Source organism: Oceanobacillus alkalisoli, assembly GCF_022213125.1.
GTDB lineage: Bacteria > Bacillota > Bacilli > Bacillales > Amphibacillaceae > Oceanobacillus > Oceanobacillus alkalisoli.
This window is the reverse complement of record NZ_JAKNRA010000012.1, coordinates 1-15,893: the sequence shown is the minus strand read 5'-3', so window position 1 is coordinate 15,893 and position 15,893 is coordinate 1. Positions and strand designations below refer to the sequence as shown.

Annotated in this window: 19 protein-coding genes; 17 read left to right on the top strand and 2 right to left on the bottom strand. The window is 32.7% G+C overall.

What is annotated here, in order from left to right:
• Positions 1-312 precede the first annotated feature (312 nt).
• On the top strand, positions 313-2,814 hold the full coding sequence (locus tag L3V42_RS13935; protein WP_238472244.1) for an N-6 DNA methylase: 2,502 nt from the start codon (positions 313-315) through the stop codon (positions 2,812-2,814).
• A gap of 276 nt (positions 2,815-3,090) precedes the next feature.
• Here the strand turns inward: L3V42_RS13935 and L3V42_RS13930 are convergent, their stop codons facing one another.
• A complete protein-coding gene (locus L3V42_RS13930; protein WP_238472243.1) occupies positions 3,091-3,573 on the bottom strand; it encodes an ImmA/IrrE family metallo-endopeptidase in 483 nt (160 codons plus the stop codon).
• 67 nt (positions 3,574-3,640) lie between these two features.
• Positions 3,641-3,985, bottom strand: a complete 345-nt coding sequence (locus L3V42_RS13925; RefSeq protein ID WP_238472242.1) for a helix-turn-helix domain-containing protein — start codon at positions 3,983-3,985, stop codon at positions 3,641-3,643.
• A gap of 241 nt (positions 3,986-4,226) precedes the next feature.
• On the opposite strand from L3V42_RS13925, the gene L3V42_RS13920 reads away from it, so the two are divergent.
• The 16 genes from L3V42_RS13920 (at position 4,227) to L3V42_RS13845 (ending at position 15,807) form a co-directional block, all read left to right on the top strand.
• Positions 4,227-4,388, top strand: coding sequence for a helix-turn-helix transcriptional regulator (locus L3V42_RS13920; protein ID WP_238472241.1), 162 nt, complete (start codon positions 4,227-4,229; stop codon positions 4,386-4,388).
• Between the two features lie 67 nt (positions 4,389-4,455).
• The gene (locus L3V42_RS13915; RefSeq protein ID WP_238472240.1) at positions 4,456-4,698 is read left to right on the top strand and encodes a hypothetical protein; all 243 of its coding nucleotides are present in this window, start codon (positions 4,456-4,458) and stop codon (positions 4,696-4,698) included.
• Positions 4,699-5,063: 365 nt separating this feature from the next.
• Positions 5,064-5,225 carry a hypothetical protein gene (locus tag L3V42_RS13910; RefSeq protein ID WP_238472239.1) on the top strand — a complete coding sequence of 54 codons (162 nt, stop codon included), beginning with the start codon at positions 5,064-5,066 and terminating at the stop codon, positions 5,223-5,225.
• A 398-nt stretch (positions 5,226-5,623) separates the two neighbouring features.
• Positions 5,624-6,190 (top strand): hypothetical protein, encoded by a 567-nt coding sequence (locus L3V42_RS13905; RefSeq protein WP_238472238.1) that lies wholly within the window; start codon positions 5,624-5,626, stop codon positions 6,188-6,190.
• Between the two features lie 19 nt (positions 6,191-6,209).
• Positions 6,210-6,710, top strand: a complete 501-nt coding sequence (locus tag L3V42_RS13900; protein ID WP_238472237.1) for an antirestriction protein ArdA — start codon at positions 6,210-6,212, stop codon at positions 6,708-6,710.
• Between the two features lie 80 nt (positions 6,711-6,790).
• Entirely contained in the window at positions 6,791-7,183 is a 393-nt protein-coding gene (locus L3V42_RS13895; RefSeq protein WP_238472236.1) for a DUF961 family protein, read from the top strand.
• 127 nt (positions 7,184-7,310) lie between these two features.
• On the top strand, positions 7,311-8,684 hold the full coding sequence (locus L3V42_RS13890) for an FtsK/SpoIIIE domain-containing protein (RefSeq protein ID WP_238472235.1): 1,374 nt from the start codon (positions 7,311-7,313) through the stop codon (positions 8,682-8,684).
• A gap of 23 nt (positions 8,685-8,707) precedes the next feature.
• On the top strand, positions 8,708-9,754 hold the full coding sequence (locus L3V42_RS13885) for a replication initiation factor domain-containing protein (RefSeq protein ID WP_238472234.1): 1,047 nt from the start codon (positions 8,708-8,710) through the stop codon (positions 9,752-9,754).
• 420 nt (positions 9,755-10,174) lie between these two features.
• A complete protein-coding gene (locus L3V42_RS13880) occupies positions 10,175-10,477 on the top strand; it encodes a hypothetical protein (RefSeq protein WP_238472233.1) in 303 nt (100 codons plus the stop codon).
• Positions 10,477-11,523, top strand: coding sequence for a conjugal transfer protein (locus L3V42_RS13875; protein WP_238472232.1), 1,047 nt, complete (start codon positions 10,477-10,479; stop codon positions 11,521-11,523). The genes L3V42_RS13880 and L3V42_RS13875 overlap by 1 nt, the downstream gene beginning before the upstream one ends.
• Positions 11,524-11,536: 13 nt before the next feature.
• The gene (locus L3V42_RS13870) at positions 11,537-11,788 is read left to right on the top strand and encodes a TcpD family membrane protein (protein WP_238472231.1); all 252 of its coding nucleotides are present in this window, start codon (positions 11,537-11,539) and stop codon (positions 11,786-11,788) included.
• A gap of 12 nt (positions 11,789-11,800) precedes the next feature.
• Positions 11,801-12,322 (top strand): conjugal transfer protein, encoded by a 522-nt coding sequence (locus L3V42_RS13865; RefSeq protein ID WP_238472230.1) that lies wholly within the window; start codon positions 11,801-11,803, stop codon positions 12,320-12,322.
• A 55-nt stretch (positions 12,323-12,377) separates the two neighbouring features.
• Positions 12,378-14,735, top strand: a complete 2,358-nt coding sequence (locus L3V42_RS13860; protein WP_305082626.1) for an ATP-binding protein — start codon at positions 12,378-12,380, stop codon at positions 14,733-14,735.
• Between the two features lie 55 nt (positions 14,736-14,790).
• On the top strand, positions 14,791-15,060 hold the full coding sequence (locus L3V42_RS13855; protein WP_238472228.1) for a hypothetical protein: 270 nt from the start codon (positions 14,791-14,793) through the stop codon (positions 15,058-15,060).
• A 71-nt stretch (positions 15,061-15,131) separates the two neighbouring features.
• Positions 15,132-15,323, top strand: a complete 192-nt coding sequence (locus L3V42_RS13850) for a hypothetical protein (protein ID WP_238472227.1) — start codon at positions 15,132-15,134, stop codon at positions 15,321-15,323.
• A complete protein-coding gene (locus L3V42_RS13845) occupies positions 15,313-15,807 on the top strand; it encodes a hypothetical protein (RefSeq protein ID WP_238472226.1) in 495 nt (164 codons plus the stop codon). The genes L3V42_RS13850 and L3V42_RS13845 overlap by 11 nt, the downstream gene beginning before the upstream one ends.
• Positions 15,808-15,893 lie beyond the last annotated feature (86 nt).

The window sequence follows — 15,893 nt, the reverse complement described above, 5'->3', positions numbered from 1 at the left end:
TTGAAGAGAGAACGCCTATTGAACAGTGTTTAACCTAATCTAAACGGATGAAATAAGTTAAAAATGATATAGTTCCCTACCAAAATCCCTACCAATTTATTTTTGGTAGGGATTTTTTTAAAAAATAATGCATTCAAAATCCGTTGTAATATCAATTGATAGCTACAGCCTCCTAAGGGATAATTAAGTCACCAGAATTCATTACATACTAATACCATTCTAAATATGATAATATAAGAGGTAAGCTAATCATTGATTTTTTTAAAAAGGCATTTGATTAAAAAGAAATTTCAACGGAAGAGGCGTATAAGCATGAGTAACATAATAACTGAAAATATAAATGACTCTATTTTTTATAAAAATATTACAAGAGGATTAGAGAATAATCTTGTCCGTTTTGACGAAACTAATAATAGGATTATTTATAATTGTTCTAGAAAATATTCAACAAGCTTTAAAAATCCAGAAGAAAAAGTACGTGCATCCTATTTCATAGAGTTAGTAATGGATTACGGATATCCGAAAGAAAATATTGATATCGAGGTGAAAGTAGAAAGGCGTATACCTGACGATCGAGCAGATATTGTCGTATATACTGATAGTGAACTCAAAGCACCTTATTTAATTGTTGAAACAAAAAGAGATGGTATTACTGACTCAGAATTCTCGCAATCAATAGAACAAGCATTTGGTAATGCTAATAGTAAAAGAGCAAAATATGCCATTGTTGTCGCAGGTAATACAAAAACAGCTTTTAATGTTGCTGGATTTGAGTCTAGTGAAAGAGAGAAAAATGTAATTGCAGATATTCCTGTTAAATACGGGAAAGCACCAAAATATAAGTATAAAAAAGGTGATCCCAGCAGAGACTTAAGAGTTGCTTACAGAGAGGATTTAATAAGTGCATTAAAAAAATCCCACGGAAGTGTTTGGCAAGGAGGAAAATTAGCGCCTACAACTGCATTTGATGAGGTTTCTAAGCTGTTATTCTGTAAGCTTAAAGATGAAAAAGGAACTACAAAAAATGATTATTACAGTTTTCAGGTCGGTTCTCATGAAACCCCGCAGGAGGTTTACGATAGAATTCAGGATATATATGACCAAGCTAAACAAGATGATCCACAGGTCTTTCAAGATCGTATAAACTTATCTCCAGAAATAGTATACTATGTCGTTGAGCATTTACAAAGTTTATCACTAAATAAAACCGATCTAGATACTAAAGGTGTAGCATTTGAAATCTTTATGAAGGACTTTTTTATTGGTAAGATGGGTCAGTATTTTACACCTCGCCCTGTTGTTGAATTTTGTGTGAAGATGATGAAACCGAAACAATCTGATAGAGTTATTGATCCGTCTTGTGGAAGTGGCGGTTTCTTGCTCTATGCAATGGATGAGGTGCGACAATTTGCAGAGAGAAATTATGACGAATTTGAAGCATTCACCCATTGGCATTCTTTCGCAGAAAAAAAGTTATTTGGAATCGAGATAAATGATCAAATAGCTAGAGTTTGTAAAATGAATATGATAATACACGATGATGGACATACAAATGTAATTGGGCATGATGCACTGGAAAGTCTTAGTGAAATGCAGAAGATTAATGATGAGTTCAAAGAGAATTCATTTGATATAATCCTTTCAAACCCTCCATTTGGATCTACTTTAAAATCGAAAGAAGTAAATTATATGAAAGATTTCGAGCTGGGATTTACCGGTAATAGGGAAAGAAAATCACAAAAAAGTGAGATACTGTTTATTGAACGTTGCGTCAAACTAGCGAAAAAAGGTAGTGGGAAAATTGCAATTGTAGTTCCAGAGGGTGTAATGACAAATAATTCTTTGCAATATGTTAGAGATTATATAATGGAAAATTGTGAAATACTGGCTTCTGTTTCTTTACCTGAATCAGCATTTAGCCACTTTGGCGCAGGAATTAAATCATCGATATTATTTTTAAGAAGAAAAAATGATAATGAGGTACTTGGAGATTATCCAGTATTTATGGCTGTTGCTAAACAGATAGGTATAGATTCAACAGGAAGAGAAGAAAAAAATGAACTCTATTCTGATGAACCTGAATCCATATTTAATCAATGGAATATTTATCAAAGTAGTAAATTTAACTATAAAAGAACAAATAATTGCTACTCATTAAAAATTTCACGGATAAAAGAAGAAGGCCCTTTAAACGCAACTAGGTATATTTGGAAACCATTTTTTAAAAATGAAACAGGTAAAATAACTGATATAGCAGACCTAATTAGTGATAAAATAACACCGTCATCTGAAACTAATGAGTTCCTGAATTTTGCTTTAATAAGAATGGATGAGGTACAAAAAAACCCTGTAAAAATAGATAACATTATTTATTGTTTAGGAAGTGAAATTGAAGGTAGTTTAAAAATTGTTAAGGAAGGTGATGTGTTATTAGCTAGATTGGGACCAAGCATGTTAAATAGAAAAATTGTAGTGGTTCCAAAAATTGACCAAATGGTTGATTTTACTATTGCTTCTCCTGAGTTTATTGTGATTCGTCCGAAAGATATTAAAGATTCCTATTATATCAAGGGTGTATTGAGAACAGATCTAATGTTGAGATATATGTATAGTAAAGTAAGGGGAGGGACACCAAGTAGATATAGGCTTAATGAAGAAGACTTTGCAAAAATAGATTTTCCTTTAGCCGATGAAGGCGAAAGATATAGAAGGGCAAGTCTTTTCGAGAGGGAGCTTAATGAATATTATGAAATAGTAAAAGATGCAGAAGATCAGTTGGTCAAATCGCATCAAAAAATAGAGATTATTTTATAGGATACTTGTAAAATAAGGATCACATGATAATAGATGATGATCCTTATTTCTTTTTGTCCTTAAAAGAAGTCGGAGAAGTCTTTTACAACATTTATATATCTAGGTTTAAGTCAACTGTTAGTAAGGATCCGCGGGTTCTTTTTTAGTTTCAAATCTCGATAATCGTCTACAAATAAGTGGTTGATTAGTTTTGATTCCTAAGGACAAAAATGAATAATCATTTAATTTACTTGCCCTTATAGTATCTTCTTAATTATTTTAAAAATCTAAATAGAATTATGTATTGAGTTCTTGCAATTTTGACATCAGTAACTGATTTCTAAAATGAATCAATCTTTTTTGTGCAAATCTTTCCGTTACGTTAAATGTTTTTGTTATGAAATGTATACCTTCATTCATGTTAACGATTTCATACTTTAGTAATATAAATGTTGGTACACAAAAATGTAATGCAAAGTTATTTGCCTTGCGTTCTTGGTATTCTAGAAAGAGATTATTTAAGTGCAATATTTGATTTCCGTATTGTAATAATAAATGGCAAAGTTCATGTCCAAAGTCTTCCCATTGTTGTTCGGGGGATAACCTAGAATCAATTATAATTTCTTTTTTATAAACACGACTTGATATATCCAAAAAATAGACCTTAATTCCTAAGTAGTCTGCTATTTCCATCATATCCAGTTGATGTGGACAATAGATGCCTAAATCCTTATAAAGATACTTTACGGAATCTTCTAGTATTGTTGTCTGGTATTTCATGGCTTGTCCTCCTCATAGGAATATACGTTCTCTTTTTATTATGAATAAAAGCCCTAATATTAGAGTTTTATTTCTTTTTATCTCGTTCTTTTATAAATTCCCAAAAACGTATTAATTCATCGATTTTTTCTTCTGGGGCGTTTTGTAAGTCCTTAAAGAAAATTTGTGTTTTAGGGTCTAAAAATTCTTTCCACATTTCATCTGGAGATTCACTATACATATCACCTGTAATGAGGTAGTCAATAGAAACATGAAAGTAATCAGCAATTAATTTTAATGTTTCGTAATCAGGTTGTCTCTTGTTTATTTCATATTGGGATAAGGAAGAACGACTGATTTGTAATTCTTTTGCTAGTTCTTGCTGAGTCAATTTTTTATTTTTGCGTAATTTTGTTAAACGTTCACCTAACATTTTTATCTCCAATCTGTATTGAGACGTATTGATGCAATTACAATTATACGACACATAATGTAGCAAATAAAGAAGTGCAACAAAATGTCACAAAAGTATTGACAGACACAAAATGTTGCATTATAATTTAATTAATCAATGTTACAAATTGAAGCAAATAGACGGAGGTGTTTGACTTGTTACTACACAGATAAGGCATGTATTAATAGGTTTTAGGAAATCAATTGGCTCTCAGCAAATTGTGGCAAGTGATCTTGGTATATCAAGGCAATACCTAAGTGCGATTGAAAAAGGTACTCGAAATCCAACTGTTAAACTTATGGTGAAAATGTCAAACTACTTTGGCGTAAGCGAAAAGAAGTTGTTTCCAGACCTTTTTTTACAAATGAATGCCACGAAGTGACGCATTTATAAGGGTGATTAAATAATTATAGTAAATAAATTATATTATTTTGGGGGGTGAAACACAAATGAATTTTAAAGAAATGCAAGATTTAATGAAGAAGGCAGTTCCCTTGGCAAAGGAAATGGAAGGTGACTGGCAGGCTAGAATGAAGTTAGCTTTCCGAACCGTAAAAGCAGATTATTATATGCAACAACCTATTTCAAAGGAAATTATTCAAAAGCTTTTACTGCATCATGTTTCATATCGTAGAATTTGCAAAAATTATGATATGCCAAGAAAGACGATTTCGGCATTTGAGAACATGTGATAAGTGTGAGTTTATACCACTTAAAGAAATGTTAGCGGATGCATGAAAGGAAATGATGTCCTTTGAAAACTTTATACAAAAAGAGAGCGCATATGATAAGTCGGAACGAATCATACACGCCACAATAAAACTTCGACACTTTTATTGTAACGTGTTTTGTCAGATTTGTCATTTCCGTAATCTAAGTGATAATAGCTAACACTTTTAAATAAGCTATAGCAGTCCAAAATGAGGGTGCTAATGGTTATAAAACATAACCTACTATATGTTGCCATGACCTAAGGGAGAGCGACTGATAAGCGCCGTGATGGAATCAGAGCCTAGCGGATTAATTTCCTTTTATTAAATATAAAGATGGTGATTTCATGGATTTAAAAAAAACTAAACTTCAGAAGTTTTCTTTAGAAAATGTAGAGTGGGGTTCACCAGAATTTTATAAGATTCATGAAAAATTAAAAAAGCAGCAAGAGGAACTGAAAGAATATGAGCAGGTTAAAGCTGTTAAAACTATTCAAGGGGAATATTGATAGATTATTGATAAAGGGTGATTAACATTCTATATAAGTTTGGATGTGCTTCATGCAAAAGTGAATTTATCATTTCATTTGTAGAAGAATCATTAAATAATGTTTTGCCAGTTTTAATTTGTCCGATATGCGGTTCTGAAAAGTCCGAAAGATTTGTGGGTGAAGGAAATGAAATTGATAAAAATTTAAGGAATAACTTAGGTTGTTTATTACCTAGTCCGATTAATGTTAAGAGGTGATCTTTTGTTAGATAAAAGGATTGCTTATTATACAAAAAAAGTTGCTGATTATAGTTCTATTCATCCAAGTAAGCGTAGAAATTCTTTTCGGCATCAAAGATTACTTCTATATAAAAGGCTACTTCATGAAAAATTATATGAATATGAAGGTAGGTATAAATGAGATTAAATGATCTATTAAAAGAAAATAAAATAGTTGCGTTTGGATTCCCGGCAGTTAGAGATTTGATTCGATATGATAATAAAGAATCAGATAACATCGTTATTGTCTCTACACTTGCACCTAGCCTTTTAGTTGGTTACGGAGTAAATGAATATTATGGATTGGAATTGCCTAGAGATAAAATATTTAATACTGGGCTAGATATTATCAAAGCTGATATAAATGTATTTAAATATCGTTTGACTTCTTTAGAAATTTATCCATGGGAAATGAAAAATGACTTTGTCATTGCAAGTCGTCACATGGGAACCGTTGAAGTATTAAAAAGTGTGTTTCCGTTTTTAGAGGATGCACCAGTTTTAGAACGTGTTAAAGCAGATGATATTAAAGGGAAACATGTTTATGGTACGTTGCCTTATTATTTAATAGCAAAATGTAATCTGTATACAGCGGTTACAATTAAAGGCTTTGATAATGCAAAAGATGATGATCTGATGGGGAAAGAATTAAAGGAACGAATTCAAATTGCGGAAAATCCGATTATGTTGGAAATGATTGAATGAATTGTGGAGGTGATAAGGGATGGAAATGCGTGTCTATATATCTAATCTCGGAAAGTATAATGAGGGTGAACTGGTTGGTGATTGGTTTACGCCACCGATTAATATGGAAGAAGTAAAAGAACGCATTAGCTTAAATGGTGATTATGAGGAAATAGCGATTCACGATTACGAATTGCCATTTGAAATTGATGAATATACACCTATAAATGAAATTAATCGTTTATGCGCCATGATTGAGGAAATTGAGGGTACACCTATTTATCATGAATTAAAAGCAATGATAGGTTATTGGTTTAGTAACCTTGAGGAATTGCTGGAAAATGTGGATGACATTATTTGTTATTCCGATTGTGATTCTATGGAAGATGTTGCACGGTATTATGTGGAGGAAACAGGACAGCTTGGCGAAATACCAACTAATCTACAGAACTATATTGACTATCAAGCACTTGGGCGTGACATGGAAATAGAAGGAAACTTCCTTGTTACTTCACATGGTGTATTTGAATATCCGAGTTAAATTTGCCGAATACAGGTTCGTCATAGTGAAAAAAAGATTGATAATCAAAATATGATAAAACAATTAAGGGAGAGATTTTAATGGAATTTAAAACAGGAATTATACCTAATGAACTAACTTTTGGTGATTTGTTTTTTATGGGATTGAAACGTGAAAGAATGTTTTATGATCGCGAGAAGAATCAACGTACGGATCAGTTAGAATCTCGTATTTATAATCTTGCCTCATCTACTCAAAAAGAACAGATTGAGGTGACATTACCGGAATATATCGATTTGAAAGAGATTGATTTCAACAAACAGGTGAACCTAAAAAATCCAGTTATTCGAGCAAGGGCACAAGCAAATGGGAACTTTGCTAATGTCATTTGGACAGTTGAAGCAGAAGATATTATTGAGGTAGGAAGTTCTGGTGGTGTGAAAAAGAATGAGTCTAACAAAGACCCAGTAGGGGCAGGTGGAGAAAAGAAATAATAGATTAATAGCGTGCTAGTTATATCGCTTAATTAGCACGCTACTTGTAATGTTTTAGGAGGTAATTAAAATTGAATTTCTGAGAAAAAGGCTATGGAAATATCGTGGTATACGAATAACGCCTAAAATGGAGCATGGCGTATTAAGGACAGGATTAAGTTTATTTATTCCTGTTTTTTTATTGTCTTTATTTATTTGCTATAAAACTGGAATTAGTAATGTTAGTCAATGGTTCAATTGGGATTATATAAAAAATATTATGGATTGGAATTGGGGCTATATTGGAAAAGGATTTTTTATATCTTTGGTAATTGGTGCAATTACTGTATTGTTAGCGTATTTTATTTTCTTTGAACAATATAGGCGGATTTGGCACAGGCAAAAAATCGCAAGAATGTTTATATCGAATCGATTCATGGAAAAAGAGAGCTATTCAACTGAATCGAAATGGAGTTTATCAGATAGGACAGTTACGAAATCGAAAGTAACCTATTTTCCCAAAGCATATTACAAAATAAAAAAAGGCTATATTGAGTTTCGAGTAGCAATGGATATGAGTAGATTTCAAGATAGGTTTCTTAGATTAGGAGACCAATTGGAAAACGGTTTGTATTGTGCTTTAGCAGATAAAGAATTAGAGGAAAATTTTATCTGTTATAAATTGATGTATGATGTTCAACAAAACCGTATTTCTATTGATGATGTAACAGTTCAAAATGGTTCTATGAAACTGATGAAACATATTGAATGGAAGTTTGATGAATTACCTCATATGTTAATTGCTGGTGGTACTGGTGGAGGGAAAACGTATTTCATTTTAACCATGATTGAAGCATTATTAAAAGCTGGTGCTGAATTACGTATATTAGACCCAAAGAATGCTGATTTAGCCGATTTGGCGGATGTCATGCCTCGTGGGACTGTTTTTAGTAAGAAAAATGGAATAGAAATGACTTTAAGAATAGCTGTTGAAGAAATGCACAAGCGTAGTGAAAGGATGAAAACAATGCCCAATTATAAAACGGGTGGAAACTATGCAAGTGTAGGTTTGCCGCCATATTTTATTATTTTTGATGAATATGTAGCGTTTATGGAAATGCTAGATCATCGTGAAAAACAAGAAGTACTAGAAAATATGAAGCAATTGACTATGCTTGGGCGTCAAGCTGGTGTGTTTCTTATTTTGGCTAATCAACGACCAGATGCAAAATATTTGGCGGATGGAATAAGAGACCAATTTAATTTCCGTGTAGCATTAGGTCGTAATAGTGAAACTGGCTATGGAATGATGTTCGGTGATGTTGATAATACGTTTGTAAATAAGCATATAAAAGGGCGTGGCTATGCGGATTACGGTGCTTCAATAATTACTGAATTTTACACGCCATTCGTACCAAAAGATTATGATTTTTTACATGAAATAGGAAAAGCAACGCCGGTAGTGGAGAGTGCGCCAGCGACGGCAGTCGCTAGCGGCAGCGAAAAGCACTCGGAGTGGTAGGCGTGGAGGAGTGAGCGTAGCGAATGACGACCCAAAACCCCCCCTACTCTAACAGGGGGGTACAAAATACAAAAGAGACCGAAAACCCTTTAATAGCAATGGTTGACTATTTAAGGGTTTCTTTTAAAACGCATGATGTCGATTTGATATTAAATGATGTACTTCATTTAAAAAAAGAATATATGGAGCATAAAGAAAGTGGCTTTTATGGCTATATAGGCACATATCAATTAGATAATATTAAAGTGTTTTATTCGCATGAATTAGATGTTCGAGGAACGCTTATTGAATTAAGTGGAGGGGGTTGCCGTCAATATGAAATTTTTTTAAAAGCTAGGAAAATTACTTGGATGGACTTTTTTGACGATTGTAAGAAGAATGGTGGTAAATTTCCAAGATTAGATATTTCGATCGATGATAAGAAGACATATTTTGAAATACCTATGCTTTTTGACAAGATAAGAAATGGCGAAGCAATTTCCCGATTTAAAAAGACAGATTATAATGGTTCGTTGTTGATAGAAGATGGTGAACAGGGTGGCACGACACTTTATTTTGGCTCGAAAAAGCATTCAGAAGTTTATTTTTGTTTTTATCAAAAAAACTATGAACAGGCTGAAAAACATAATAAGCCTGTAGAGGAATTTGGAGACTGGAATCGATATGAATTGCGATTTAAAAATGATAGGGCGAATAGTGTTGTTTCAGAGATAATGTCAACTGGTAATCTGTTGCATGTTGGTAAAGGCATAATTAAGAACTATTTGCGCTTTGTGGAAAAGGAAGATGATTTGAATAGAGCACGTTGGAAAACTTCTCATTTTTGGGAGGTTTTTTTAAATGATGTGGAAAGATTGCAGATTTTCACGAAACCGCAAGAAGATTTTTATGAAAAGTCAAAAAGGTGGTATATGAATCAAGCGGCAAGAACGAGGAAAATGATAAAGCTAGTGGAAGATACAAAAGGGGTTTCCGATTTAGAAAACTTTGAGGAAGAATTAGAACTGAATGAAAAACAGGAACACATGATGATGGTTTACCTTGCACGACCGGAAGAAATGATTGTTTGATGTTTTCCCCTTTTGAGGCAGTGATATTGGGACGTCGTGTGGGGGCGGAACCCCACAGAACTTAACGTTATTAAATATTGCAAAAGGCAGATATTAACGAACGATAGAGTAAACGGTTTTGTCGGTACACTAGCAAGAGACAAGTCAACTTTATCCAAATTTCCTTTTGAGTATAGTTGACTTGGTGACCGTCAAGCACCGACAAAAAATCGGAAAGCAAGGGGAAAAGTGGTGGAGATTTTTTGAGTGCTTTTTCTCAAAAAATACTACCCGAACCTTGCTTGTAGATTAGTTACTTCAGAAAGGGGATAGTTATAAATATTTGAGATTGTTGAAAATGAGGGAGAAATTCTTTCATGTGACCTCGTATATAGGTTAACTTATCATTTTAAATATTAATTTTTAAAAGGATGATAATTAATGATTGGATTAACAAAACGATTAAGAAGTCTAGGCTTTGTTGCTGATGTGCCAAAAACGATTGAAGGTAAAAATCATTATTATTATCAAGCGTATATTAAAGATTTGTCTGCAAATACGTCTTTGATTGTTGAAGGATTTAGAAGAAGAGGATATTCAACTTATCGTTTCTCATTTTATAAAACTACTTTTATTGATAATGGTAGGAAAATAAATGAGAAAGTGTATTTGGAAAATGCTTCACCGCTAGAAGTGTTGCAAAGAGTAACATCATATATAAATTATATGGAGAGGAGTTCGTAATGAGTATTAAAGATAAATTAAAAAAGAATAAGGTTGTCGGCAAAATTAAACAAATTGAGAGACCGAAAAAAGAGAAGAGCCATGTCCGCAAAGATACATCACTGCGAACAGCTTTTTTTATTTGGTCATTAATTTTAGGAATGCTTTTTTTAGCTATCGTATCTGTCTTGTTATCAATTAACACTCGATCTACTTTAAATGAAACAAATAGATTAGCAGCAGCGAATGAAAAAGAAGAAGTGAAGGAAGAAATACCTATTGAATCTGCACATGAATTTCTATCAAACTTTATCAAGGAATATATTAATGTTCCTAATGAAAGTGAAGCTTTACAAGAAAGAGCCAATAAACTAAAAGAATACATGGTTTTTAATGACACGTTTAATAATGAGAAAAATCCTTTATACAACTTAGATGGAGTAAACGGTTCAAGGCAGTTAGAGTCCTTTAATCTTTTCCATATAGAAGGTGAAGGAAATCGAAATCTATTTCAATATAAGGTGACATTTAAAAATGAATTAGAGACAGAGATAGAAAAAGAGGTGACGAAGGGAAAGGGGAAAAATAAAAAGAAGGAAACTGAATTCGAAATTGAAACAGAGGAAAAAATAAATACTTTGTTATTAAATGTTCCTATTATTCATGAAAATGGTTTGTTTAGCGTTCACTCCGTTCCTTATTTTACAGAAGTTCCTTCCTTGGCTGGAAATATAGAAGTTGAAATGCCAGAGATTGAATTAGAAGAATATAACGGAAATGAAATAGACAACATCAATGAATTTCTAATAACTTTTTTTGAAAAGTATGCTACAGAATCAATTGACGAAATGGCTTATCTGATGGATGAGCCACAAACGTTAAATGGTTCTTTTTTATTTGAAGAAATAAGGAATTTAACGATTTATGTAAATGGTGAACATTACAAAGCATTGATGGAGGTGGTGTTTAGAGACGAATTGACGAATATAGAGCAAGTGAATCCAGTTGAAATGACTATTTCTAAAAATGGAAGAAATTTTTATGTGGAAGATTTTATTTATCGATAGGGAGGAATGAAAAATGAATTTTTTTAATCATTTTGTGTTGGCTCAAGCTGGTTTGCCTACTTTTGGAGGTGTTGAAAAGTGGGCTTTGGAAATTGTTCAACAGGCGATCGTTATCATTATTATTTTCTTGGTTACAAAACATCTAGCTAAATTTAAATTTGGTGCGATTATTGTGAGTTGTATCGTTGGAGGAATTGTTTACTTTGTGGTGAGAAATTGGGATACAGTTGCTGGTTGGATTGAAGCCTTTATGAATACGTTATAAGAGAGTGATAGTATGGCAGATAAAAAAGAAAGTAGAGTGGTGTTTAACTATCGAAGGGCTTTAAGAGAGCCAAAGAAAATTAGGCAGATAACTGAGTATTATTATCTGCCTTTCACAATCGAATTGATCCCTGCATTAAATTTTGTGGTCTTTCTAATCCTGACGTTTTTAACAGGGTGGATAATAAAAAAATTTTATCCCTATGCATTTTCCAATACGTGGTTCATATTTTTAGTTTGTGTTCCATTATTATTTACATGGTTGGTAACTAAAATAAAGCCAGAAGGTAAAAATATTTATAGGTTCATATATGATTATGTAAATTATTTGTTCACAATAAAAATACCTAAGAAAAAGTATTGTAATGGGAAAGAAGTAGAATGGATGAATGAGAAAAAAATAACATTTAAAGAATGTGTCTGGGTGGTGGATAAAAAGAATGGTAAAACTAAAGCCAGCGTTGAAAACAATAAAGAACAATATGCTATTAACGAGAATGGGAGACGTGTTCGCTTATTATCGTATAAAGAGTGAATCGATTCCTATTCAAAATCAAAAAGTGGTAGCCAATTATAAAAGAAGTTGGAAAATGTTTTTTGAGGATATCACAGATTATGAGGATTTTCATTTGAGAATGTATCCTCAAGAGTTTCGCTTAAAAGAAAGATTTGAAGATTTAAGTTTAGGGTTGTCGAAGGATAGTGAGCATGTTGGACGGTATTATTTAGAAGAAACAGGAAATATTTTAACTTCTCGTTTAGGAAATATGACAAAGAATGATTTTATTATTGGCATTAAGTTAAAGAATGCGTTTGTAAATGTAGATGGTCGTCTAAAAGACAATGTCTATTCTGTTTTTTCTAATGTAACAGATGTGTTTGTGAATTACTTGGGGTGGGAACAAAATGTTCCCTCTTCTTTTTTCGCTCAATTTGAGGAATTGGAAGATACGATTTATAAGATGGTTGCAGGTGTAAATGGGTCAAGGTTAGAAGAAAATGAATTGATTTATGTCAATCGCTATGATTTTATTGCTGGTTTGAATCATGATGTAAGTGAAGAAGAAGAGAACGGAAATATAAAGGCAATTACCAATACGATAATTGACGCAACGGAATCATCTTGTTTGAAATTGAGTAGTGAACAGGGTGAAGGCTATTTAAGTTTTGTTGTGATTGATGAATTTCCAGACAATATGGCAGAGAGTGATATTTTTTATGAAGCCCAATCGTTGCCATTTGAGGTATCGATAGATTTTAAAATTCAATCCGAAGGAAAAGGAAAATCAAAAATAAAGGTAAATTTAAAAGGTAGGGAGTTAAAAGAATCAGCAAATGAACAAGCAAAAACTGGTGATTCGGTAGACGATTCGGTTGTAGATAGTCATTATTTAATGAGAAATTTACAACAGGAAATAAAGAGTCATGATGTATCTGTGATGAATTGGCTTGCGACAATAGCTGTAACAGGCAAGACAAAAAAAGAATGTTTATCTCGTGCGAAACAGGTTGTACGTTATTTCAAACAATTAAATATCATTTGCCGGATTCCAACAGCTGACCAATTAAACTTATTTTACCGTACATTGCCTGGTGAAAAGTTAGAAGCAACGAATAGAAATTGGTTACAGTCAACGACACAAGATGGCTTGGGAGAGAGTTTGTTTGGCGTAAATTCCGAAATTGGAAATAAGATTGGTTTCTTCATTGGCTGGGTTGACCGATTTCATAAACATAAGGATTTAGAAAGTGCTAAGTTATCAAGTCGTGATCCAGTATTTTTCCATCCAATGCTTGCAAACCAAAATATTAAAGGCAGTAAATATCGAAGTCCGCATGTATTGATTACAGGAGATACGGGTAGTGGAAAATCATATCTGGCAAAATTGATATTTATTTATGTGACACTACTCCATATAAAAACACTTTATATTGACCCTAAAAAGGAAATAAGGAAATGGATAAATAAAGTTATTAATGATAGCACCGTGAGACGTGATTTCCCATTATTTGTTGAGCACTTGGAGAAATATAAATTTGTAACCTTGGATTTTGAAGATAAGAATAATTGGGGTGTATTAGACCCTGTAGCGTTTCTTCCTTCTTCTCAAGCAAAGGAATTGATTCAAGATATTTTTTCAGAAGTCTATGATTTTAAAGGAAAAGATGAAATTCACACTGCTTTTTTACGGGCAATATCAGAGGTGCTGGAAAGAAAACAAAAAGGGGAGCAAGTAGGCTCTATGCATATCATTGAGATTATGCAAAATAGCAATGTACCATCGGTAGAAAAAGCAGGTGATTTTTTGTATGAAGTAGTTGCCGATTCTATATTAAAGCTTTGTGTGCATGATGGTTCTATGCCGGCATTATCATTAACGGATAGAATAAGCATTATAGAAATTGAAAATATTGATTTACCAGAAGCAACTGCCAGTATAGATTCGTATACAGATAGTCAGCGAAAATCAAACTCGATTATGCTGGCGCTCGGTAAATTTTGTGAACTGTTTGGAAAACAGGATAAGGATGAACAAACGATAGAATTTTTTGATGAAGCATGGGTTATCATTTCGTCACGGCAAGGTAAGAAAGTTGAAAAACAAATGAAGCGTGTGGGGCGTAGTTATAATAATGCTTTATATTTTATCTCCCAATCTACCAAGGACGCTTTGCGAGAAAAAGAGAATGAAACAGGGAACTTTGGTGTAGCGTTTGCCTTTGATGAAGAAAATGAACGTAATGATATATTAAAGTGGATGAACATGGAATCGAGTGATGAAAATAAAGAAATGTTGGATAACATGTTACAAGGTCAGTGCTTAATGAAAGATATGTTCGGTAGAACTTCAAAAATTACGGTTGAAAACCTCTTTGAAGAATGGGAAGGAGCATTGGAAACCATTAATAAATCGGCTGTAGCATATGCAGAAGAAAAATATTTGTAAAAGGAATAGCTATCAAATGGTAGCCATTTTTAATATATAAAAGGGAGTTGTTAGAATGAGTAACATTGTTTCAATAGTAGAGAATTATGTGGAGTTGGAAGAAAAATTGGTGGAATTAGATTTGTCTAATGAAAAAGAAAAGATTATTCAAGAAGCAATAGATTATGTGAATGATAATTTGAAGGGTGATGGAAGTGGAACGTTTGGAATTAGAAAACACCATTTAGAAAAAGATGATGTAACCTATGATTTTTTATTTACTTTATTTCGAGTAGAAGAAAAAGACGATAGTTATCTCTACTATGACTATTGCATGGAGGTTTAAATATTTTAAGAAACAAGGGTGGCTATCAAAAGATAGTCACTCTTTTATTTTTGAAAGGTTGGTGAGAATAAATGGATAATGAAACTTTTCTAATGACTTATGTTAGTGGAGTTAAAGCTAACTTTAAGATGTTGAAAAAACTTGAAGAGAGCAGAGAAATAGGAGAATTGGACACGGAATTTTTAGCTTATTGTAGAGGTGGTATTAATTCTTGTGAAAAAATATTAAATTTTGTAAAGGATTTGAACGCCAATGAAAAATAAAAAATGGCTGTTAGTTGTATTAGTGACATTGTTCTTATGTTTCATGACATCATCCTCAGTCTTTGCAGAAGATAATGAAGAAGTTGATACAAGTGGAAATCTTTCCGATTTGATTGATGAGGATTTTCCGGTAGGAGAGTTTATTCTTAGACTATTTGGAAAAATATTTGATTTGGAATATGAACCGTATGAGTATATGAGTGATCCAGAGGAAAGATATGAGGGTGGTGTTCAATTAGAAAAAGAGAAGTATCCAGTGGAACGCTATATGGTGAATAATGAAGATACAAGTGGAATTTTTGGATTTAATTTATATGCTATCAATAACTTTTTTATGGGTATTATTCAAAATATGGTTCAAGTGACGGATAGTGCTTTACAATTATTTACTTTGGATAAATTGGATGAGTTTGCGGATGATGTAGAAAGTATTTCAAGTAGCATTGTAACTGCTAAACTAGACTCAACAGTTTTCCACAAATAAGAGTAAACAGTTTTCACCAATTAAGACTAAACGGTTTACTAATTCCATATCCCTTTCGGTATACTTAAATCGGAGTATGTCGAAGG